The following is a 20,268-nucleotide window of genomic DNA, read 5'->3' on the forward strand; positions in this document are numbered from 1 at the left end:
ACGTGCTGACGAAGACCAGGGATCTGCGGACCGGCCGCTCGGTCTGGCAGGGCAAGCGGCCACCGCGCTTTCCAAGGCACGAGATCACCGGCGATACGCAAGCCGACGTCGTCGTCATCGGCGCCGGCATCTCCGGCGCGATGCAGGCCGACGCGTTGAGCGCTGCCGGTTTCGACGTACTGGTGGTCGACCGACGCGGCCCGGTCCGCGGTTCGACTCCGGCCAGCACCGCCCTGCTGCAATACGAGATCGACCAGCCGCTGACGAAGCTGACGCGCCAGATCGGCGAGGAGGCGGCGATCCGCGCCTGGCGCCGCTCGCGCCTCGCCGTCGACGGGCTGGGGGCGCGGATCAGGGCGCTGTCGATCGCGCCCGTCACCCGCCGCGACTCGCTCTACTTGGCCGGCGACGTGCTCGATGCCAACGCCCTCGCGCGAGAGCACGAGGCGCGCCGCCGCGCCGGGCTGGAGGCCGCTTTCCTTGACGCCGCGGCGCTAAGGGAACGCTTCGGCATCGAGCGCCCAGCAGCCCTGCTCGGCTATGACAACCTCGAAGCCGATCCGGTCGTGCTCGCTTCCGGCTTCCTGCGAGCCGCGCTCGCGAGAGGTGCCCGCCTCGCCTGGCCGGTCGAGATCGTCGATCTCGATGCGAAACCGCGTTCGGTCAGCCTGCGCACCGGCGAAGGCCGTCGCATAAGCTGCCGCCATCTCATCTTTGCTACCGGCTACGAACTGCCCTTCGGCAAGATGCCGAAGGGACACCAGGTGCTCTCGACCTGGGCTCTGGCGACCGTGCCGCAGAAGCGCCGCCTCTGGGCCGATTGCTGCTTCATCTGGGAAGCATCGGACCCTTACCTCTACATGCGCAGCACCCGCGACGGCCGCGTCATCTGCGGCGGCGAGGACGAGGATTTCGTCGACGAGGACAAACGCGATGCCTTAATCGAACGAAAGACGGCAGCGATCCAGCGCAAGCTTGGCAAGCTGCTGCCTAATATCTCGACGCAGGTCGACTATGCCTGGACCGGCACCTTCGGGACCTCTGAAACCGGCCTACCGACCTTAGGTCCGATGCCGGATCTCAGGAATTGCTGGGCCGTGATGGGTTTCGGCGGCAACGGCATCACCTATAGCCGCATCGGTGCCGAAATCATTCGCTCCGGCCTCCTCGGCAAGGGCGACCCGGATGCCGAGCTCTACGCCTTCCGCAGCTGATACTGCGCCAGCAGGGCCCGGGCGCCGCGGTGCTGGGCATGGCAGATCGCGACCGCCAGCGCGTCCGCTGCGTCGGCGCTGCGCGTCTCGGCCTTCGGCAGCAGCACGCGGATCATCGCCTGCACCTGCTTCTTGTCGGCATGGCCGACGCCGACCACGGTCTTCTTCACCAGATTGGCGGCGTATTCGGCGACGTCGAGCCCGGCCAGCGCCGGCACGACCAAGGCGATGCCGCGCGCCTGGCCGAGCTTCAGCGCCGATTGCGGATCGCGGTTGACGAAGGTCTCCTCGACCGCGACCTCCTGCGGCTGATGCCGCAAGATCACGCCGGCGATGCCCTCGTGCAACTGCCGCAGCCGATCGGCGAGCGGCTGCGTCCCGTCGCTCTCGACCACGCCGCAGGCGATGAAGGAGAGCTTGGTGCCCTCGCTGACGACGACGCCCCAGCCGGTCTTCCTGAGACCGGGATCGAGGCCGAGAATGCGAATCGGGTCGGACATCGGCGCAGACTAGATGATTTCAGGCGGGGCGAATGGATGAACGAGGCTCATCGCTGCCATCACAGCGACGGGGGTTGATCACTCGCCTTGCAGCGTGAAGGAAAGACAATCCTTCCCGGCCGCGCGATGACCGATCTCGTTCCCCTGTTCTTTCCCGATGTCACGCCCCATGGCATCGCCATTCTCGTCGGCGCGACACTGCTCGGCGGGCTCGTGCGCGGCTTCACCGGCTTCGGCTTCGCCATGGTGTTCATGCCGCTGGCCTCGACCGTGATCGGCCCCGTCGCGGCGCTCGGGCTGATCTGGGTGATCGACCTGCCCTTCGCGCTGCCGCTGGCGGCGCGCTCGGCCAAGCGTGCGGAATGGAGCGAAGTGATCCCGCTCCTCATCGCCGCAACGCTGACGCTGCCGCTCGGCGTCGCGCTGCTGACCTGGCTCGATCGCGCAACGATGCGCTGGCTGCTGGCGCTGCTGGTGCTTGCCGCCGTCGCACTGATGGCGCCCGGCTGGCGTTATCACGGCAAGCCCGGTATCCCGCTCTCGCTCGGCGTCGGTGCGGCCTCGGGCCTCTGCAACGGGCTCGCCAGCATCGGCGGCATGCCGCTCGCCGTGTTCTGGCTCGGCGCCCAGCGCAACGACCGGCACAAGACCCGCGCCAACCTACAGACCTATTTCGGCCTGAGCACCGTGGTCAGCGGCACGATCCTCGCGCTGAAGGGCATCATCACGCTGGCGTCGGCGCTGATGGCGCTGCCGCTCTTCGCCGTCTACGGCGCGGGCCTCTGGCTCGGCACCCATGCCTTCGGCATCGCCTCCGAGCAGACCTTCCGCCGCATCGCCTATCTGACGATTTTCCTCAGCGCGCTCGTCAGCCTGCCGCTCTGGGACGCCGTGCTGCCGCGCTGAACTTTCCGAGCCGGTCCTCGAACTTGCCCTGTCCCCGCGTCTCGGCATGGTTGTAATATGACGCTACGGCACATCCTGCAGCGGGAGGGGAAAGGCGATGAGCGCGACGACCGAGACGGCCACGCAAGCCGGTCAGAACAAGCCGGCGGCCTACACCGCCGTCGTCTATTTCCACGGCATGGGCAGCCAAAGACGCTATGAGGAGACGAGCCATCTCGTCGACCAGATCGACCGCTATCTCGGCAACCGGGCGCGGGCCGGCGACCAGCTCGGGCAGTTGCGAAGCATCAAGGCACGTGTCGAACCGCTACACCCGAAGCTCGGCCAGTCCGGAACGGTCAGCCATCTTAGGGCGAAGCTGGTCGATCCTCCGCTCGAGCCCGACAACCGCTCGCTCCGCTTCTACGAAGTCTATTGGGCGCCGATCATGGCGGAGCAGAAATCGCCATGGGGCGTGCTGAAATGGATCTTCCGGCAGCCTTTCCGCCCGCTCGACACATTGAACTCGCCCTGGCGCGAACGTCAGCGGCTGCGCCGCGCCGTGTTCGCCGCCATGTTCGAGGGCGAGCATGCAACAGCGACGCCGGAGCAGAAGCAGGACTATCGCGACCTGCTCGAACTCTATGACGATTTCGACCGGGCGGATCAGGCGTTTCCGGCCGGCAGCTTCGACGATTTCCTCAGCTTCATCCGCGAGCATCCTTCGGTCGCCCCCGATGCCGGCGTGCGGCTTCAGCTTCTGGCCCGGCGCTGGCAGTCGCAGTACCGGCAGGACGAGGTGCGCAATGCCGTCCTGCTCGCGACCATGGCGCTCGCCCTACTGCTTCTCGGCGGCGGTGCGTTGCTCGGCATCTTCGTCGCGCTCAAGGCCGTGCTCGGCCTGGAACTCGTGCCGCAATCCGCCCTGCCCTTCGCGGCAGACTGGAAGAGCGTGCTCGCGGTGGCCGGTTTTCTCGCCGCCGCCCTCGGGCTGACCCGTTTCCTCTCGGACTACATGGGCGACGTTCAGGCCTGGGCGACCTATGAGGAGACCGACGCCAAGCACATGGCGCGCAGCAAGGTGATCGATCGCAGCCTGGAGGTGCTGAGCCATGTCCTGCTCGACGATGCCTGCACCCGCGTCGCCGTCGTCGCCCATAGCCTCGGCACCAGCGTCGCCCATGACGCCCTGCTGGCGCTCAGCCGGCGCAACCGCGCCTACAACCCGGCAGACCCGATGACCGGCATGGTCGATCTCTCCAAGATCGAGCATTTCGTCACCATGGGCAGCCCTATCGACAAGATCGAGTACTTCTTCGAGAGCTATGTCTCGAATTCGCACCGCTACAAGCGGGTGGTCGAGGATCTGCGCGGCGATATCGGCACCGAGCCGTTCAAGCACAACACCAAGCCGTTCATCCATTGGATCAACTTCTGGGACGAGGGCGACCCGATCAGCGGCCCGCTGCATTCGCCGGCCAGCGCGAAGGACTTCGCCCAGCGCGTCGACAACATCCATGTCGCGAGCTACCGCTTCCCGATGCCGGCGGCCTCGCATGCCGGCTATTTTCATCACCGCACGGTGATCGACTGCCTGTACCGGGTGATCGGCCTGCGCGCCGCCTCGTTCCAGACCCTGACGCTGCCTGGGCCGAAACAGCAGTATCCCTATGAGAGCGTCTATCTGGGCCCGGGCGAGCCCCTGGGGGCCCGGATGCCCTTCGTGGTGATGGCGCTCGCCATTCCCTGGCTCGCGCTTCTCGCCATCGTCCTGGGTCTGCTCGGCGCCGTGCAGCTCGCCTTCGCGGCCGGGGGTCTCGGCGTGACCTTCCTCGTGCTGCTCGCGATCGGGCTGATCGCCAGCCGCGCCCAGGGCCACCGCATGCCGATATAGCGGCTCGCCTCAGCCGAGCTTGGCCATGATGTCGTCGGCGATCTCGAAATTGGCGAAGACGTTCTGGACGTCGTCGTCATTGTCGAGCGCTTCCATCAGCTTCATCATCGACGCCGCCTTCTCCTCGTCGAGCGGCGTCGTGGTCGTCGGCCGCCAGACCGGCTTGGCCGAGGCCGGCGCGCCGAGAGTAGCTTCCAGCGCCTTGGAGACCTCGTTCAGGGCGTCGAAGGCGCACAGGATGGTGTGGCCGTTCTCATCCGAGATCACGTCGTCGGCGCCGGCCTCGATCGCCGCCTCCATCACCTTGTCGGCATCGCCCGCCGCCGGCGGATAGCTGATCTCGCCGACGCGGTTGAACATGAAGGAGACCGAGTTGCTCTCGCCGAGCGCCCCGCCGGACTTGGTGAAGTAGGAGCGGACGGCGGAGGCGGTGCGGTTGCGGTTGTCGGTGAGCGCCTCGACGATCACGGCCGTGCCGCCGGGTCCGTAGCCCTCATAGCGGACCTCGTCATAGTTCTCGCTGTCACCGCCGAGCGCCTTCTTGATGGCGCGCTCGATGTTGTCCTTCGGCATGTTCTCGGCCCGCGCCGCCAGCACGGCCATGCGCAGGCGCGGGTTCATGTTCGGGTCGGGCATGCCCATCTTGGCGGCGACGGTGATTTCACGGGCCAGCTTCGAGAACAGCTTGGAGCGCACCGCATCCTGCTTGCCCTTGCGGTGCATGATGTTCTTGAACTGTGAATGGCCGGCCATACGCCCAAATCTCCGCGGTTCCGCTGGCGCGGCTTATACTCAGCCGGCTCGGCGCGAGGCAAGCGCGGCGGCGGCGTTTCCGGTCGCGGCCATGCTCTTCCCGATGCTTAAGTGTTTGTTCGCGAACTGTACGCAATGTGCGGACAGGCCCACCAGCGGAACCGAACACAGCGCGCATGACCAACGCCATCGCCGAGCACGCTGCGCGCCTGCGGACCTTCCGGATCGACGCGATAGACATCGACCTGCTGCGGCAGCAGGCAGAGTTCGCGCGCCGCCGCCTGCCGACATTGCTGCCGGAGTTGCATGAGCGCTTCGAGGCCTGGCCGGAGATCCTGAGCGCCATGCAGCGGCCGGACGTGCATGAACTCAGGCTCGCGCACTGGATCAGGCTGGTATCGGGCGAGCTCGAAGACGGCTATCTGCAATCGGCGCATGCGCTCGCCAGCGCCTTCAACGACAACGGCGTCCCGGCCCATGCGGTCGCGATCTGTCATGCCATCGTCAGCAACGCGATCGGCGCCGAGCTCGGCCTGCTGCGCGACGGCCTAGCCAAGCTCAGCCACATCTGGCAGGCCAAGGAGTACAATCGGCGCATCGCGCTGCGCGCCGCCTTGCAGAAGGCCGTGCAGCTCGATCTCGAACTGCTGCTCGAGAGCTATACCCATGCGCAACGGCAGAGTCGCGAGCGCATCCAGCGCGAGATCTCGGCCTTCGAGATTACCGTCCGCAACGTCGTCGGCGCGGTCACAAACAGCGCTCACGTCGTCGAGGACATGGCGAACACGATGAACGGCGTCGTCAAGGAGACCGGCTTGCAGGCCGTAGCCGCCGCTCGGGCCTCCGACGAGGCCTCCGACAATGTCGGCAGCGTCGCCAGCGCCACCGAAGAGCTCTCCATCTCGCTGAGCCAGATCTCCGATGAGGTCGCCCGCGCCACGACCAAGGCGAACGACGCCAACAAGGCGGCTCTGCGAACGGAGGCGATCGTCAAGGGCCTCGCGCAATCGGCGCAGACGATCGGCTCGATCGTCGATCTGATCCGCGATATCGCCGCGCAGACCAATCTGCTGGCGCTCAACGCGACGATCGAGGCCGCCAGGGCCGGCGAGGCCGGGCGCGGCTTTGCGGTCGTCGCCCAGGAGGTCAAGCAGCTCTCCGCCCGTACCGCCAGGGCGACCGACGAGATCGCGGCGCAGGTTCCGGCGATGCAGGCGGCGACGCAGGAGGCCGTCGAGGCGATCGAGAGCATTGTCGGCTTCGTCGGCGACATGGACCAGACGACTCTGACGATCGCCAGCTCCGTCGATGAGCAACGGGCAGCGACCCAGGAGATCGCCCGCAGCATCAATTTCGCCTCGCAGGGCACGCAGGAGGTCGCCCACGCCATCGCCAGCGTCAACGAGTCCGCCCAGGCCGCGGGCACGGGCGTCGACGAGATGCTCGGCCTAGCCCAGGCATTGACGCGCCAGGCGGAGACCCTCAACGAGGCCTTCGAGAACCTGACCCGGCAGAACCGCGCCGCCTGAGCATCGACCGTCACCGACCTGTCAAGCATGGCTCTTAATTTTGAGTCATTCTAGCTTCGATCACAGGAGGGGCCGGCCATGACCGACGAGATCCAGTACGAATCCACCTTCGGCGCCAGCATGCTCGAGCATGACGATGCCCCCCCGCAGAACCACTCCGCCAACCCGACCATGGGCGAGTTGATCGGCCAGCGCTTCTCGCGCCGCGGCCTGCTCAAGGGCGCGCTCGCCGTCTCCGCCATCTCGGCGACAGTCGGCGCGACCGCGCTGGCGACCGCCGAGGAAGCCAAGGCCCAGGCAAAGGGCTCCGCCTTCAGCTTCAAGGAAGTCGAGGCCGGGGTCGACGCCGACCACCATGTCGCGGAAGGCTATCAGGCCGATGTGTTGCTGCGCTGGGGCGATCCGCTCTTCCCCGACGCGCCGGCCTTCGATCCGACCAGGCAGACGCCCGAGTCCCAGGCGAAGCAGTTCGGCTACAACAACGACTTCGTCGGCTACCTGCCCATGCCCGGCGCAGCCGACCCCTCAGCCCACGGCGTGCTCTTCGTCAACCACGAATACACCAACCCGCATCTGATGTTCCCGGGCGTCGTCGAGATCAAGGACGGCAAACCCGTTATGAAGAACGCGACCCCAGAACGTTTTGCGATCGAGGCCATGGCGCATGGCGCGACCGTCGCCGAAATCCGCAAGACCGACGGCAAATGGGCTCTGGTGAAGGAGTCCAAGTACAATCGCCGCATCACCGCCGCCACCGAGATGCAGCTTTCCGGCCCCGTCGCCGGCAGCGACCGCGTCAAGACCAATGCCGATGCCAGCGGCCGCAAGGTCTTCGGCACGCTGAACAACTGCTCCGGCGCGATGACGCCCTGGGGCACCTTCGTCTCCGGCGAAGAGAACTTCCACGGCTACTTCTCCGGCAAGCTGCCTGACGGCCACCGCGAGGAAGCCAACTACAAGCGCCTTGCGATTCCTTCGGCACCCTATGCCTGGGGCCGGTTCGAGGAGCGCTTCGATCTGGCCAAGGAGCCGAACGAGGCCAACCGCTTCGGCTGGGTGATCGAGGTCGACCCGTTCGATCCGAACTCGGTGCCAAAGAAGCGCACCGCGCTCGGCCGCTTCAAGCATGAAGGCGCCGACAGCATCGTCGCCAGGGATGGCCGCGTCGTCGTCTATCTCGGCGACGACGAGCGCTTTGACTACGTCTACAAATTCGTCACGGCCGGTCGCTTCGACCCGAACAATCGCGCCGCCAATATGGACCTGCTCGACGCCGGCACGCTCTATGTCGCGAAGTTCGCCGCCGACGGCACGGTCGAGTGGCTGCCGCTGGTCTTCGGCCAGGGCCCTCTCACTGCGGCCAACGGCTTCGCCAGCCAGGCGGATGTGCTGATCGAGACCCGCCGCGCCGGCGACTTGCTCGGCGCCACCAAGATGGACCGGCCCGAGGACATCACGCCCAACGGCGTCAACGGCCGCGTCTATGTGATGCTGACCAACAACACCAACCGCAAGGAAGACCAGGTCGACGCCGCCAACCCGCGCGCCAAGAACGCCTTCGGCCACATCATCGAGATCATCGAGGACGGCGGCGACTTCACCGCGACCAAGGGCAAATGGGAAGTGCTGCTGAAATGCGGCGACCCGTCCGTCGCCGCGGTCGGCGCGAGCTTCTCGACCGAGACCAGCAAGAACGGCTGGTTCGGCATGCCGGACAATGCGGTGGTCGATTCCGCCGGCCGGCTCTGGGTCTCGACCGACGGTAACGGCCCGCAGGAGACCGGCCGCACCGATGGGCTCTGGGCGGTCGACACCGAAGGCGAGGCGCGCCGTACCTCCAAGCTGTTCTACCGCGTGCCGCATGGCGCCGAGCTCTGCGGCCCCTGCTTCACGCCCGACGACACCACGGCCTTCGTCGCGGTCCAGCATCCGGGCGACGACGGCCCGGACTGGCCTGCCTTCGGCCGCCGCTCCTATTACGAGGACCTTTCGACCCGCTGGCCCGACTTCAAGCCGGACATGCCGGTGCGCCCTTCGGTGGTGGCGATCACCAAGCGCGGCGGCGGCAAGATCGGCGTGTGAGCGAAGCCCTCATGGTCTGGCTTGACCCGACCATCTCTTGAAAATGGAAACGCCCGGCAATGCCGGGCGTTTTGCTTGTAGGCTGTCATGTGGCTCCGCCGTCATGCTCGCCCTCCTGGCGAGCACTCACGTCCTGAACACCGTCTTCGATCGGCGAAGCGAGGACGTGGATGGTCGGGACAAGCCCGACCATGACGGATACCGCAGCTTCAGCGGCTGATCACGCCGCCTTCTTGGCGCCGAAGGTCGGGTCGAGCTCGCCCTTGGCGTAGCGCTTGGCCATGTCGGCCAGCGTGATCACGCGCTTGATCTTCGAGGCCTGGCCGGCGGTGTTGAACTCTTCCAGCCGCTTCTTGCAGAGCGCGGTCATCGCCTCCATCGCCGGCTTCAGATATTTGCGCGGGTCGAACTCGCCGGGATGCTCGGACAGGATCTTGCGGATCTGGCCGGTCATCGCCATCCGGTTGTCGGTGTCGATGTTGATCTTGCGCACGCCGTGCTTGATGCCGCGCTGGATCTCCTCGACCGGAACGCCCCAGGTCTGGGGCATCTTGCCGCCATACTGGTTGATGATGTCCTGCAGGTCCTGCGGCACCGAGGAGGAGCCATGCATGACGAGGTGCATGTTCGGCAGCTTCTTGTGGATCTCCTCGATGACATGCATCGCGAGGATCGCGCCGTCGGGCTTGCGGGTGAACTTGTAGGCGCCGTGCGAGGTGCCCATGGCGATGGCGAGCGCGTCGACCTTGGTCTCGGCGACGAACTTCACCGCCTCGTCCGGATTGGTCAGGAGCTGGTCGTGGCTGAGCTTGCCCTCGAAGCCGTGGCCGTCCTCCTTCTCGCCCTCGCCGCTTTCGAGCGAACCCAGAACACCGAGCTCGCCTTCAACCGAGATGCCACCGAGATGGGCCATGTCGGTGACGGTCTTGGTCACGCCGACATTGTAATCCCAGTCGCCCGGGGTCTTGCCGTCGGCCTTGAGCGAGCCGTCCATCATCACCGAGGTGAAGCCGGCCTGGATCGCGGTCATGCAGGTCGCCGGCTCGTTGCCGTGGTCGAGATGCACGCAGACCGGGATATGCGGATAGATCTCGGTGACCGCGTCCATCATGTGCTTGAGCATGATGTCATTGGCGTAAGAGCGCGCGCCGCGCGAGGCCTGGATGATCACCGGCGCGTCCGTCGCGTCCGCCGCGGCCATGATCGCGAGCGCCTGCTCCATGTTGTTGATGTTGAAAGCCGGAACGCCGTAGTCGTTCTCGGCGGCATGGTCGAGCAATTGGCGAAGCGTGATGCGGGCCACGATGATCCTCCGGTTGGGCTCAGCTTATCCGGAGGGTTTAGAATCGAACTGTGGCGGACGCAAAGCCAAAGCGCTGAAAACGTGAACGCGATCAGCGCCCGCGCGCTTCGAGGACCCTGACGCGCTCCTCGATCGCGGCGACCTGCTCGGCAAAGTCGCCCGTCACGGCCTTGGCCATGACGAGGAGGCCGGCCGTGTCGCGGCGCTGCTTGCGGACGAGGTCTTCAAGCCGCTCGAAGCGCTCATTGGCTTCGGACCGAAAAGACGCGAAATCGTTCTGAAGCCGCTTCAAAACTTCGAACATCGCAGTCTGCACATTCTCGCTCATCGGATCATGGCTCCGGCGAAATCATCATGCCCTAGGGAGAACATAGCATAAACACTGCGCTCCGCAACCTGAGGCTGCGCCGCCGATTAGCCCTTCCGCAGGGCCTCGACGCCCGGCAGGGTCTTGCCTTCCATCCATTCGAGGAAGGCGCCGCCGGCGGTCGAGACGTAAGTGAGATCCTCGGCGACCTCGGCATGGTTCATCGCCGCGACCGTATCGCCGCCGCCGGCGACCGCAACGAGCTTGCCCTCGCGCACCCGCTCCGCCACTGCCTTCGCCACGGCGACCGTCGCGGTGTCGAAGGGGGGCAGCTCGAAGGCGCCGAACGGGCCGTTCCAGACCACGGTCTTCACGCTGTCGAGCTTGAGCACGACCTCGGCGACGCTGAGCGGGCCGGCATCGAGGATCATCTCGTCCGGTCCGACCTCATTGATCGAGACGACGCGATGGCCGGGATGGGCCTTGAACTCGCGCGCCACCAGCGCATCGACCGGCAGGATGATCTCGCAGCCGGCCGCCTTGGCCTTGGCCTCGATCTCGCGGGCGGTCTCGGCGAGATCGTGCTCGCATAGCGACTTGCCGACATTGACGCCGCGGGCGGCGAGGAAGGTGTTGGCCATGCCGCCGCCGATGACGAGCACATCGACCTTCTGGACGAGGTTCCCCAGCAGTTCGAGCTTGGTCGAGACCTTGGCGCCGCCGACGATCGCCATCACCGGCCGGGCCGGGTTGTCGAGGCCGGCCGAGAGCGCTTCCAGCTCGGCCTGCATGGTGCGCCCGGCATAGGCCGGCAGCAGATGCGCCAGCCCTTCGGTCGAGGCATGAGCGCGGTGCGCGGCCGAGAAGGCGTCGTTGACGTAGAGATCGCCATTTGCGGCGAGCGCCTTGACGAACTCGGGATCGTTCTTCTCGTCGCCGGCGTGGAAGCGGGTGTTCTCCAGCAGCAGGATCTCGCCGTTCTTGGCGGCGGCGATCGCCTTCGGAGCCTCCGTGCCGATACAGTCGCCAACGAAGATCACGGGCTGGCCGAGTGCATGCGCCAGAGCCGGCACGACCTGCCGCAGGCTATTCTTCTCGTCGCGCCCCTTCGGCCGGCCGAAATGCGCCAGCAGGATGACCTTGCCGCCCTTCTGCGCGATCTCGCGGATCGTCGGCAGGATGCGGTCGATCCGGGTGGTGTCGGTGACCCTGCCCTCCTCCATCGGCACGTTCAGATCGACACGGACGAGGACGCGCTTGCCGGCGAGATCGGCGTCGTCGAGGGTGCGGAAAGCGGGCATGGAGGGCTCTCTTACAGGCGTTGGAACAGACAGGGATAATCCATGACGAGGCCGTCCTCGTCGACCGGAAGCTCGGCGGTGAAACTGCCATCGGCTGTCTCGAACCGGAAGAGCCTTGGCGCGAGGCAAGTGTAGATCTGCTCGGTGACGAAGGGCTCGAAGCTGTCGAACGGCACGAACAGCATGGCGATGCGCCGCTGCTGGCCGGTGTGCCAGGCGCAGCGCCGGATCGGCAGCGTGTTGGTGAAGGGTGTAGCGGAAAGATCGATGTCGATGCAGGCGTCGAAAGCCGGCAGATGACCGCGCCGGCTGTCGTGCCAGCGACCGTCGCGGCGGGCCATGGCGAGGCCGCGGCCATCGGTCGTCGCGATCTCGAAGGAGCGAACCGTGAAATCGGCATCGCAGTCGATGCGATAGGTCGCGCCGAAGCGGCTCCCATCGCGCTCGCCGACCAGGGCTGCATCGGCGCGCAGGCCGTCCGCCTCAGCACGCAAGGTCAGATGTTCGAGCCCGTCGCCTTCCAGCGCCCGCCAGCGGGCGCTGTGCCCGTCCGCGAAATCGGCGGGCGGGCGAAAGCTCATCGCGGCAGGATCGGCGGCAGCACGCCGGGAACGCCGCTCTTCAGCACGATCACCGTCAGGACAACCGTCAGAACCGCCGTCACGATGCCGGCGAGCAGCAGCGCGCCGAAGCGCGGGGTCGAATTGACGCGCTGGCGCAGGGCCGAGAGTTCCTCGCGCAGGCCGGCGAAGTCCATGGTGCCGGCGGCGAGATCGACCTTTTGGGCGCTGCGCTCCAGCGAGGCCTCGGCGCGGGTCAGCACCGCCTCATAGCGCGCGAATTTCTCCTCGATCCGGGCAGTCTTCTCCTCGATCCGCGAAAGCTGATCGAGTTTGCGCGGGTCGCTGGCAGCAGCGGGCTCGGTCTTGGTCTCGGCCGGCTTCGCCTCTGTAGCGCGGGCCGCGGCGATCTCGGCCATGCTGGGAGCCGGCGGCACGATGACGGCCTCGGTGGGCGTGGTCGGCGTGGCGACGGTCGGCTCGATCTTGTTCATTGCGCGGTCCGTTCCTCGGCGGCGTGGGCGCGGCCGCACCGAGAGGGCGCGGCCGCAGCGATTGCATGCGTCAGATGAGCTTCGCCATGGCGACGGCGGTGTCGCTCATGCGGTTCGAGAAGCCCCACTCGTTGTCGTACCAGGAGAGGACGCGGACGAACTTCTCGTCCATGACCTTGGTCTGGTCGAGCGCGAAGGTCGACGAGGCCGGATCGTGGTTGAAATCGATCGAGACGTTCGGCTGGTCGGTGACCGCGAGGATGCCCTTCAGGGCGCCGCGCTTGCTCGCCTTGATGATGGCGTCGTTGATCTTCTCGACCGTGGTCTTGCGCTTCGAGATGAACTTGAAGTCGACGACCGAGACGTTCGGGGTCGGCACGCGGATCGAGGTGCCGTCGAGCCGGCCCTTGAGCTCGGGAATGACGAGGCCGATCGCCTTGGCGGCGCCGGTCGAGGTCGGGATCATCGACATCGCGGCGGCGCGGCCGCGATAGAGATCCTTGTGCATCGTGTCCAGCGTCGGCTGGTCGCCGGTATAGGCATGGATCGTGGTCATGAAGCCCTTGTCGATGCCGACGGCGTCATGCAGCACCTTGACCACCGGCGCGAGGCAGTTGGTCGTGCAGGAGGCATTCGAGACGACGATATGGTCCTTGGTCAGCGCCTCGTTGTTGACGCCGTAGACCACCGTCAGGTCGGCGCCGTCGCAGGGCGCCGAGACCAGCACGCGCTTGGCGCCGGCAGCGAGGTGCGCCGCAGCCTTGTCGCGGGTGGTGAAGATGCCGGTGCATTCCAGCGCGATGTCGACGCCGAGCGCCTTGTGCGGCAGGTCCTTGGGATCGCGGATCGCGGTGACCTTGATCGGGCCGCGGCCGACATCGATCGTGTCGCCGGAGACGGTGACCGTGCCGGGGAAGCGGCCGTGCACGGAATCGAAGCGGAAGAGATGGGCGTTGGTCTCGACCGGGCCGAGATCGTTGATCGCCACGACCTCGATGTCCTTGCGCTTCGACTCGATGATCGCGCGCAGAACGTTGCGCCCGATACGGCCGAAGCCGTTGATCGCCACCTTGACCGTCATCTCAATCCTCTCCTTCGCCGTTCATCGGCATGGGCCGCGGAGTCCGATCGCTTCAGATCGGCACGATCTGAAGCGTGAATCGGCCTCCTACAAAATGTTGGGCATGATGTCGTCCGAAAACCGCTCAACACTTTTCGGCATCATGCCCGATTCACGCGGGCAAATCGGCCAAACCATGGCGGAACGCAAGGGCAGGCCTTAAAAATTTGAGGTGTCTCAGCCGTTGTGACGCTTGATCGCCGCCTCGACCACCGCCTCCGGGGTGATGCCGAAATGCTTGTAGACCTCCTTGTAGGGGCCGCTCGCCCCGAAGGAGGACATGCCGACGAAGCCGCCGTCAGTGCCGATCACGCCATCCCAGCCGAAGCGCACGGCCGCCTCGACCGCAATCTTGATCGGGGCATCGCCGATGATCGCGGCCCTGGTAGCCTCGTCCTGCTCAAGCAGTGCTTCCAGCGAGGGCACCGAGACGACACGGGCGCGCATGCCCTTGTCGGCCAGGAGCTTACGGGCAGCGACCGCGATCTCGACCTCGGAGCCCGAGGCGAAGAGCGAGACCTGCGCCTTGCCACCTTCAGCCGCCAGCAACTCGTAGGCGCCCTTGGCCGAACGGTTCGTCGCGGTGCCGTCGGTACGGACCGGTGCCAGGTTCTGGCGCGACAGCGCCAGCACCGTCGGGCCGTCGGTGCGCTCCAGCGCGATCTGCCAGGCTTCGGCCGTCTCGATCGCATCGGCGGGACGCAGCACGCGCATGTTCGGCATGGCGCGCAAGCTGGCGATTTGCTCGACCGGCTGGTGGGTCGGACCGTCCTCGCCGAGGCCGATCGAATCATGGGTCATGACATAGACGACCGGCAGCCCCATCAGCGCGGCGAGCCGCATCGAGGGACGGGCATAGTCGGCGAAGACCAGGAAGGTGCCCCCGGCGGTGCGGAAGCCGCCATGCAAGGTGATGCCGTTCATCGCCGCGGCCATGCCGTGCTCGCGGATGCCGTAGCGGACATAGCGGCCCTTCGGGGTCTTCGGCGTGAAGTCCTCGGCCGCCTTCGTGCGCGTGTTGTTGGACGGCGTGAGGTCGGCCGAGCCCATCACCAGCTCCGGCATGACCGGCGCGATGGCTTCGAGCGCCAGCTCCGAGGCCTTGCGGGTCGCGACGGTGACCGGGCTCGCAGCCAGCGCCTTCTTGTGGGCGACCAGCGCCTTGGCGAGCTTGGCCGGTACGGTATGGTTCAGGCGACGCTCGAACTCGCCGCGCTTGCGCTCGGACAGCGCAGCCAGGCGCGCATTCCACTCCTTGCGCTCGGCGAAGCCGCTGGCGCCGAAGCCGCGCCAGGCCTTGAGCACGTCGGCGGCGACCTCGAACGGCCCGCCGGTGATGCCGAGCGCCGTCTTGGCGGCGGCGAGCTCTTCGGCGCCGAGCGGCTCGCCATGCGCCTTCGAGGTGCCGGCCTTCTTCGGCGCGCCGAAGCCGATCACGGTCTTGCAGGCGATCAGCGTCGGCTTGCTCGACTTCTGGGCGCGGCGGATCGCCGCCTCGATCGCGTCGGGATCATGCCCGTCGACGCGCTCGGCCTTCCAGCCGCAGGCCTTGAAGCGGGCGAGCTGGTCGACCGAGTCGGAGATCGAGAGCGGCCCGTCGATCGAGATGCCGTTATCGTCCCAAAGCACGATCAGCTTGTTGAGCTTCTGATGGCCGGCGAGCGCGATCGCCTCCTGGCTGATGCCCTCCATCAGGTCGCCGTCGGAGGCGAGCACATAGGTCTTGTGGTCGACCAGCTTCTTGCCGAACTCGGCGGCGAGCATGCGCTCGGCCATCGCCATGCCGACCGCGGTGGCCAACCCCTGGCCGAGCGGGCCCGTGGTGGTCTCGACGCCGGCAGTCATGAAGTTCTCGGGATGGCCCGGCGTCTTCGATTCGAGCTGGCGGAACGTCTTGAGGTCGTCGAGATCCATGCCGGGCGTGCCGGTGAGGTAGAGCAGCGCGTAGATCAGCATCGAGCCATGGCCGGCCGAGAGCACGAAACGGTCGCGATCGGGCCAGCGCGGCTCGGCCGCATCGTATTTCAGGATGCGCGTGAACAGCACGGTCGCAACGTCGGCGGCGCCCATCGGCAGGCCGGGATGGCCGGACTTGGCCTGCTCGACGCCGTCCATGGCGAGAGAACGGATGGCGTTGGCGAGCCGCTCGTGCTGGGCGCGGTCGATCGCAGGCGTCGTCATGGAGTCTCTCCGGCAAGTGCGGAACGAGGCTCGCGCCGAAGCTGGCCGGCGACGAGCAGCGAACTCTTGAGAAAAAGGTCGCGCGTTCGATAGGCCGCCCGCTCAAGCGGAGTCAATTCGCCTGCAAGGACGCAGATATCGAGTTTTCCCCACGCTTCGCTCGGACCGCACCGGCCAAAGCGCTTTCCACGGAGATATTTGTTAATCTACGCTTCCGAATCGGATGAGCCGGCTTCCCCGGCACGCAAAGGACGAAGCGTGGCGTCTCCAGCACTGGATCACGCCCTGTCGCGCCTCGAAGGCGCGCTCGGCCAACTCGAAGCGGCCGCCCGCAGGCGGCTCGAGGTCGAGCGTGGCCGCGCCAATCTCGAAACCGAACTCACCCTGATGCAGGACGATCGGGCCCGCCTCGCGGTCGAGCTCGACGGCGCCATGGCCCGGATCGGCCAGGTCGAGGGCGTCGCGCAGGAGGTCGACCGCAAGCTCGACCGCGCCATGACGGCGCTCGCCGAGGTGATCGCGCGCGTCGAAGCCCGCCCTGAGGAAGAAGCCGAGCAGGACGCCTGATGCCCCAGGTCAACGTCACCATCTCCGGCAAGGCCTACCGCATGGCCTGCGGCGAAGGCGAGGAGCCGCATCTGGAAGCGCTCGCCCGCCTGTATGACGGCAAGATCGAGGAGATGCGCCAGGCCTTCGGCGAGATCGGCGACATGCGCCTGCACGTCATGGCGGCGCTGATGGTCGCCGACGAGGCCACCGAGCTGAGGAAGAAGGTCGAGACGCTCGAAGGCCGGCTGCAATCGCTGCAAGGCGATGCGGGCTTCGCCGACCAGCGTGCCGGCGAGGTCGAGGAGAAGGCGGCGGCCGCCCTCGTCGCCGCGGCCGAGCGCATCGAGAGCGTGGCCAAGAGCCTGCTGCCGACACAGGCGGGATAGGCAGCGCCTCATCCCGCGCCGGGGACGGTGCCGTCCTGGCCTGCCGGGCCAAGACGGCGGAGCATCATTTCGCCCGCTTCACCCCCACCAGCTCGTCCCACTTCCGGAACGCCACCACCATCTTGTCGGGCTTCAGCGGCAGCTCGATCGGGTTGTTGGCGATCAGCTCGGCATATTCCGGCCTGCCGAACTCGGCGATGACCTTCTGGCTCGCCTCCGGCGCCAGCGAGAGCGGCACGTTCTTCACCGCCGGCCCGGGATAGAGATAGCCCTCGTCATAGGAATAGGCCTGCATCTTCGGCGTCAGCACATGCGCCATGATGTCGAGAACGACGGCGAGCCGGTCATTGGGCAGGCCCTTGGGCACGCACATGAAGAAGGCGTCCGAGACCCAGTGGAAGCCCTTCAGCGTCTGGATCTTCGCTTCCTTCGGCACGATGCCGAGCGCGCGTGGATTGATGTCCCAGCCGGTGGTCGTGATGATGATGTCGCGCGAGCCGTCGCCGAACTCCTTCATCGTCGCACCGGTGCCGGCCGGATAGTACTCGATGTACTGGCCGAGCTCCTGCAGATAGGCCCAGGTCTTGTCCCAGCCGCCGACCGGGTCCTGCGGGTCCTTGTCGCCGAGGAGATAGGGCAGCCCCATCATGAAGGTGCGGCCCGGGCCGGAATTGGTCGGGCGGGCATACATGAACTTGTTCGGATTGGCCTTAGCCCAGGCGAGCAGCTCCTCGGCCGTGGTCGGCACGTTCTTGACCCGGTCGGGCATGTATTCGAGCAGCGGGCCGGAGGGGTAGTAGTTGACGACGACGCCGAAGCCGTCGCCCTGCGCCTTGTGCAGGTTGAGCGCGGCCGGCTCGTAATTGGCCTCGATGTTCGGGAACTTGTCGGAAAAATCGGGCAGTATCTTCTGCCAGAGCTTCTGGTCGAGGCCAGCGGCGAGGCCGTCGCTGCCGGTCAGGATCAGGTCGAGATCGACCTTGCCGGCGTCCTGCTGCGCCTTGAGCTTGCTGGCGAGCTCGGGCGCAGGCGCCTTCACGAAGGCGATGCGCGAGACCAGCTTGGGATTGGCAGCGCGGTAATCCTCGAAGGCTTTCTGCATCAGCGCCAGCGCGCCGCCGACATCCATGACGCTGATCACGACCGGGCTGGTCGGCAGCGGCGGCGAGGCGGCGAGCGCCGGTCCGCCCGCTGCGAGTGCGCCGAGGCCACCGAGCACGGTGCGGCGGTCGATACCCTTGAGATGCTTGGTCATTGCCTTCCCCTCTTGTTGTCGCGCCGCTGGTGGCGGCGTTCATGCGTCGTAATGGCGTTCCTGATCGGCGATGCGGACGCGCCGGACGAAAAGCTCATCCGACCACTCGACCTTCCCCTCGGCAAGCGTGATGCCATGCGCGGACAGGGCCGACCGGATCGCGGCCAGGGCATGGTCGGAGGCCATGGCGAAAGCCTGCTCGGGCGTCGCGATGCCCCAGGCGACGACATTGCGCACCGCCTCGTCGAGGCAGAGCGCCGAGCCGGCGAGCAGCCCTTCCTCCTGCCGCACCGAACCATCGGGCATGCTGTCGACCGCCATGCCGGCGAAGTGGTAGCGGCCGATCGGCGCCGCGGCCGCCACCACCGCATCGGTGACCAGGATCGAGCGCTCGAAACCCTTGGCCCGGATCAGCGCGACGAGCGCCTTGGGATGGACATGGATGCCGTCGGCGATGAAGCCGGCCATCAGCCGGTCCTCCGCGAGCTGGGCGAAGATCGGGTTGGCGAGCTTGTGCAAGGTCTGCGGCAGGCCGTTGCCGAGATGGGTCGAGAGCGAGAGGCCGGCATCGGCTGCGGCTGCGACCTGATCGAAATCGGCCGCTGAATGGCCGATGGCAACGATCTTGCCGGCATTGGCCAAAGTCTTGGTCAGAGCGAGCGCTCCTTCGCGCTCGGCGGCGAGCGTCACCATCAGGATCGGCCGTGACAGGTCGCGCTCGGCCTCGGCGATCAGCTCGGGCCGCGCCGCCGTCATGGCCTGCGGCGGATGGCAGCCATGATAGCCCGGCGCCGGGTTCAGGAACGGGCCCTCGAGATGATAGCCCGGGCACATCAGGGGCCCGAGCCGGCTCTCGGCGACGGCTTTGTCCAACGCCTGGAAGCGCTCGACCAGCTCATGCGGATGGGCGGTGATGATCGTCGGCAGGCAGTGCGTCACGCCGCTCGCGAGCATCGCCTCCAGCGCCCGGTCGAGATCGGCCGGAGTGATCGCCGGATCGTTGAAGTCGACGCCGGCGAAGCCGTTGACCTGGAGATCGACGAGGCCGGGCGAGACGGGCATCGCCGCTCAGCCCTTGTTCAGCAGCGAGGCGGCCGGCGGATCGAGGAAGAGCACCGTATTGGGATGGCGCTGCAGGATCGAGGCCGGGTGCAGCGGCGTCACGTCGCCTTCGAGAGCATCCTTCACCGCCTGCGCCTTGCGCGCGTCCGGCACCGACAGCACAATCAGCTCGCTCTTCAGGATCTGGCGGATGCTCATCGAGATCGCCTGCTCCGGCACGGCTTCGAAGCTCTCGAACCAACCCTCGCCGAACTGCTGGTTGCGGCAGGCCTCGTCGAGCGTGACGACGATGTACGGCTCCTCGGTCTCGAAATCGGCCGGCGGGTCGTTGAAGGCGAGATGGCAGTTCTCGCCAAAACCGGCGAAGCAGAGATCGATGCGGCGCCCGGCGATCAGTGCATTGAGACGCCTCGTCTCGGCGGCGGGGTCGCCCTCGCCATTGACGAAGTGGAAGGCTGGTTTGACGGCGAGCGGCGCGAGGAAACGTTCCCTGAGATAGCCGCGGAAGCTCGCCGGATGGCTCTCGGGCAGGCCGACATATTCGTCGAGATGGAAGGCCGTCACCTTCGACCAGTCGATGCCCCCGGCCACGACGAGGTTCTGCAGCATCTCGAACTGGCTCGCGCCGGTGGCGACGATGATCGTCGCCTCGCCATGCCGGGCGATCGCAGTGCGGATCGCCTCGGCTCCCAGCGCCGCAGCCTGCCTGCCGAGCTCGTTCTTGTCGGGGGTGATGCGAATGTCGATCATGCTGCTCCTGCCTGGCACGGCTGCGGCGTTGGTATACTACCATACCAGCGATCAGCCTAGCATGAGCGCGCGGGGGCGCACCTAGCGAAGTGGCATGGCACGCCGCTGCTTTTTGCGGGGTTTGCGCGCAAGGGTTTTGCTGC

The 20,268-nt window shown here is 66.8% G+C and carries 19 protein-coding genes; 7 read left to right on the forward strand and 12 right to left on the reverse strand.

Annotation, left to right across the window (positions count from 1 at the left end; genetic code table 11):
• Positions 1-2: 2 nt before the first annotated feature.
• A complete protein-coding gene (locus tag ACFPOB_RS21850; protein WP_377800501.1) occupies positions 3-1,214 on the forward strand; it encodes an NAD(P)/FAD-dependent oxidoreductase in 1,212 nt (403 codons plus the stop codon).
• On the opposite strand, the gene ruvC is transcribed toward ACFPOB_RS21850, so the two are convergent.
• A complete protein-coding gene (gene ruvC / locus ACFPOB_RS21855) occupies positions 1,196-1,714 on the reverse strand; it encodes a crossover junction endodeoxyribonuclease RuvC (protein ID WP_377800502.1) in 519 nt (172 codons plus the stop codon). The two genes, ACFPOB_RS21850 and ruvC, sit on opposite strands and share 19 nt — an antisense overlap.
• 126 nt (positions 1,715-1,840) lie before the next feature.
• On the opposite strand from ruvC, the gene ACFPOB_RS21860 reads away from it, so the two are divergent.
• On the forward strand, positions 1,841-2,620 hold the full coding sequence (locus ACFPOB_RS21860) for a sulfite exporter TauE/SafE family protein (RefSeq protein ID WP_377800503.1): 780 nt from the start codon (positions 1,841-1,843) through the stop codon (positions 2,618-2,620).
• A gap of 97 nt (positions 2,621-2,717) precedes the next feature.
• Positions 2,718-4,493 (forward strand): hypothetical protein, encoded by a 1,776-nt coding sequence (locus ACFPOB_RS21865; protein ID WP_377800504.1) that lies wholly within the window; start codon positions 2,718-2,720, stop codon positions 4,491-4,493.
• Positions 4,494-4,502: 9 nt separating this feature from the next.
• Here ACFPOB_RS21865 and ACFPOB_RS21870 read toward each other — a convergent pair whose 3' ends face one another.
• A complete protein-coding gene (locus ACFPOB_RS21870; RefSeq protein WP_377800505.1) occupies positions 4,503-5,246 on the reverse strand; it encodes a YebC/PmpR family DNA-binding transcriptional regulator in 744 nt (247 codons plus the stop codon).
• 176 nt (positions 5,247-5,422) lie between these two features.
• On the opposite strand from ACFPOB_RS21870, the gene ACFPOB_RS21875 reads away from it, so the two are divergent.
• Positions 5,423-6,775 (forward strand): globin-coupled sensor protein, encoded by a 1,353-nt coding sequence (locus ACFPOB_RS21875; RefSeq protein WP_377800506.1) that lies wholly within the window; start codon positions 5,423-5,425, stop codon positions 6,773-6,775.
• A gap of 78 nt (positions 6,776-6,853) precedes the next feature.
• Positions 6,854-8,857: a PhoX family protein gene (locus tag ACFPOB_RS21880; protein ID WP_377800507.1), complete on the forward strand. Its 2,004-nt coding sequence runs from the start codon at positions 6,854-6,856 to the stop codon at positions 8,855-8,857.
• A gap of 220 nt (positions 8,858-9,077) precedes the next feature.
• Here ACFPOB_RS21880 and fba read toward each other — a convergent pair whose 3' ends face one another.
• The 7 genes from fba to tkt form a co-directional block, all read right to left on the reverse strand.
• Positions 9,078-10,160, reverse strand: a complete 1,083-nt coding sequence (fba, locus tag ACFPOB_RS21885) for a class II fructose-bisphosphate aldolase (RefSeq protein ID WP_377800508.1) — start codon at positions 10,158-10,160, stop codon at positions 9,078-9,080.
• A 91-nt stretch (positions 10,161-10,251) separates the two neighbouring features.
• Positions 10,252-10,488, reverse strand: coding sequence for a hypothetical protein (locus ACFPOB_RS21890; protein ID WP_336529949.1), 237 nt, complete (start codon positions 10,486-10,488; stop codon positions 10,252-10,254).
• Between the two features lie 86 nt (positions 10,489-10,574).
• Positions 10,575-11,768 (reverse strand): phosphoglycerate kinase, encoded by a 1,194-nt coding sequence (locus ACFPOB_RS21895; protein ID WP_377800509.1) that lies wholly within the window; start codon positions 11,766-11,768, stop codon positions 10,575-10,577.
• 11 nt (positions 11,769-11,779) lie between these two features.
• Complete coding sequence (locus tag ACFPOB_RS21900) at positions 11,780-12,349, reverse strand: putative glycolipid-binding domain-containing protein (protein ID WP_377800510.1); 570 nt, start codon at positions 12,347-12,349, stop codon at positions 11,780-11,782.
• Complete coding sequence (locus ACFPOB_RS21905) at positions 12,346-12,822, reverse strand: hypothetical protein (RefSeq protein WP_377800511.1); 477 nt, start codon at positions 12,820-12,822, stop codon at positions 12,346-12,348. The genes ACFPOB_RS21900 and ACFPOB_RS21905 overlap by 4 nt, the downstream gene beginning before the upstream one ends.
• A gap of 70 nt (positions 12,823-12,892) precedes the next feature.
• A complete protein-coding gene (gene gap, locus ACFPOB_RS21910; RefSeq protein WP_091838943.1) occupies positions 12,893-13,903 on the reverse strand; it encodes a type I glyceraldehyde-3-phosphate dehydrogenase in 1,011 nt (336 codons plus the stop codon).
• A 216-nt stretch (positions 13,904-14,119) separates the two neighbouring features.
• Positions 14,120-16,123: a transketolase gene (gene tkt, locus ACFPOB_RS21915; protein ID WP_377800512.1), complete on the reverse strand. Its 2,004-nt coding sequence runs from the start codon at positions 16,121-16,123 to the stop codon at positions 14,120-14,122.
• Positions 16,124-16,381: 258 nt separating this feature from the next.
• Between tkt and ACFPOB_RS21920 the strand changes: the two genes are divergently transcribed.
• Together ACFPOB_RS21920 and ACFPOB_RS21925 are read left to right on the forward strand one after the other, a co-directional pair.
• On the forward strand, positions 16,382-16,690 hold the full coding sequence (locus ACFPOB_RS21920) for a DUF4164 family protein (RefSeq protein WP_377800513.1): 309 nt from the start codon (positions 16,382-16,384) through the stop codon (positions 16,688-16,690).
• Entirely contained in the window at positions 16,690-17,058 is a 369-nt protein-coding gene (locus ACFPOB_RS21925; protein ID WP_377800514.1) for a cell division protein ZapA, read from the forward strand. Before ACFPOB_RS21920 ends, ACFPOB_RS21925 begins: the two co-directional genes overlap by 1 nt.
• 64 nt (positions 17,059-17,122) lie before the next feature.
• Here the strand turns inward: ACFPOB_RS21925 and ACFPOB_RS21930 are convergent, their stop codons facing one another.
• From ACFPOB_RS21930 to ACFPOB_RS21940, 3 genes are read right to left on the reverse strand one after another with little or no spacing between them, the layout of a single operon-like run.
• Positions 17,123-18,313 (reverse strand): ABC transporter substrate-binding protein, encoded by a 1,191-nt coding sequence (locus ACFPOB_RS21930; protein ID WP_377800515.1) that lies wholly within the window; start codon positions 18,311-18,313, stop codon positions 17,123-17,125.
• Between the two features lie 39 nt (positions 18,314-18,352).
• Positions 18,353-19,375: an N-acetylglucosamine-6-phosphate deacetylase gene (locus tag ACFPOB_RS21935; protein ID WP_377800516.1), complete on the reverse strand. Its 1,023-nt coding sequence runs from the start codon at positions 19,373-19,375 to the stop codon at positions 18,353-18,355.
• A gap of 6 nt (positions 19,376-19,381) precedes the next feature.
• On the reverse strand, positions 19,382-20,125 hold the full coding sequence (locus tag ACFPOB_RS21940; RefSeq protein WP_377800517.1) for a glucosamine-6-phosphate deaminase: 744 nt from the start codon (positions 20,123-20,125) through the stop codon (positions 19,382-19,384).
• Positions 20,126-20,268: the final 143 nt, after the last annotated feature.

It is taken from the genome of Allobosea eneae (genome assembly GCF_042657265.1).
GTDB lineage: Bacteria > Pseudomonadota > Alphaproteobacteria > Rhizobiales > Beijerinckiaceae > Allobosea > Allobosea eneae.

What these genes read in the sequence shown, in the direction of transcription:
- ACFPOB_RS21890 (WP_336529949.1), bottom strand. Translation starts at nt 10,488, where the DNA reads ATGAGCGAGAATGTGCAGACTGCGATGTTCGAAGTTTTGAAGCGGCTT.
- ACFPOB_RS21860 (WP_377800503.1), top strand. Translation starts at nt 1,841, where the DNA reads ATGACCGATCTCGTTCCCCTGTTCTTTCCCGATGTCACGCCCCATGGC.
- ACFPOB_RS21935 (WP_377800516.1), bottom strand. Translation starts at nt 19,375, where the DNA reads ATGCCCGTCTCGCCCGGCCTCGTCGATCTCCAGGTCAACGGCTTCGCC.
- ruvC (WP_377800502.1), bottom strand. Translation starts at nt 1,714, where the DNA reads ATGTCCGACCCGATTCGCATTCTCGGCCTCGATCCCGGTCTCAGGAAG.
- ACFPOB_RS21880 (WP_377800507.1), top strand. Translation starts at nt 6,854, where the DNA reads ATGACCGACGAGATCCAGTACGAATCCACCTTCGGCGCCAGCATGCTC.
- ACFPOB_RS21865 (WP_377800504.1), top strand. Translation starts at nt 2,718, where the DNA reads ATGAGCGCGACGACCGAGACGGCCACGCAAGCCGGTCAGAACAAGCCG.
- ACFPOB_RS21895 (WP_377800509.1), bottom strand. Translation starts at nt 11,768, where the DNA reads ATGCCCGCTTTCCGCACCCTCGACGACGCCGATCTCGCCGGCAAGCGC.
- ACFPOB_RS21905 (WP_377800511.1), bottom strand. Translation starts at nt 12,822, where the DNA reads ATGAACAAGATCGAGCCGACCGTCGCCACGCCGACCACGCCCACCGAG.
- ACFPOB_RS21875 (WP_377800506.1), top strand. Translation starts at nt 5,423, where the DNA reads ATGACCAACGCCATCGCCGAGCACGCTGCGCGCCTGCGGACCTTCCGG.
- tkt (WP_377800512.1), bottom strand. Translation starts at nt 16,123, where the DNA reads ATGACGACGCCTGCGATCGACCGCGCCCAGCACGAGCGGCTCGCCAAC.
- ACFPOB_RS21925 (WP_377800514.1), top strand. Translation starts at nt 16,690, where the DNA reads ATGCCCCAGGTCAACGTCACCATCTCCGGCAAGGCCTACCGCATGGCC.
- gap (WP_091838943.1), bottom strand. Translation starts at nt 13,903, where the DNA reads ATGACGGTCAAGGTGGCGATCAACGGCTTCGGCCGTATCGGGCGCAAC.
- ACFPOB_RS21930 (WP_377800515.1), bottom strand. Translation starts at nt 18,313, where the DNA reads ATGACCAAGCATCTCAAGGGTATCGACCGCCGCACCGTGCTCGGTGGC.
- ACFPOB_RS21870 (WP_377800505.1), bottom strand. Translation starts at nt 5,246, where the DNA reads ATGGCCGGCCATTCACAGTTCAAGAACATCATGCACCGCAAGGGCAAG.
- ACFPOB_RS21900 (WP_377800510.1), bottom strand. Translation starts at nt 12,349, where the DNA reads ATGAGCTTTCGCCCGCCCGCCGATTTCGCGGACGGGCACAGCGCCCGC.
- ACFPOB_RS21940 (WP_377800517.1), bottom strand. Translation starts at nt 20,125, where the DNA reads ATGATCGACATTCGCATCACCCCCGACAAGAACGAGCTCGGCAGGCAG.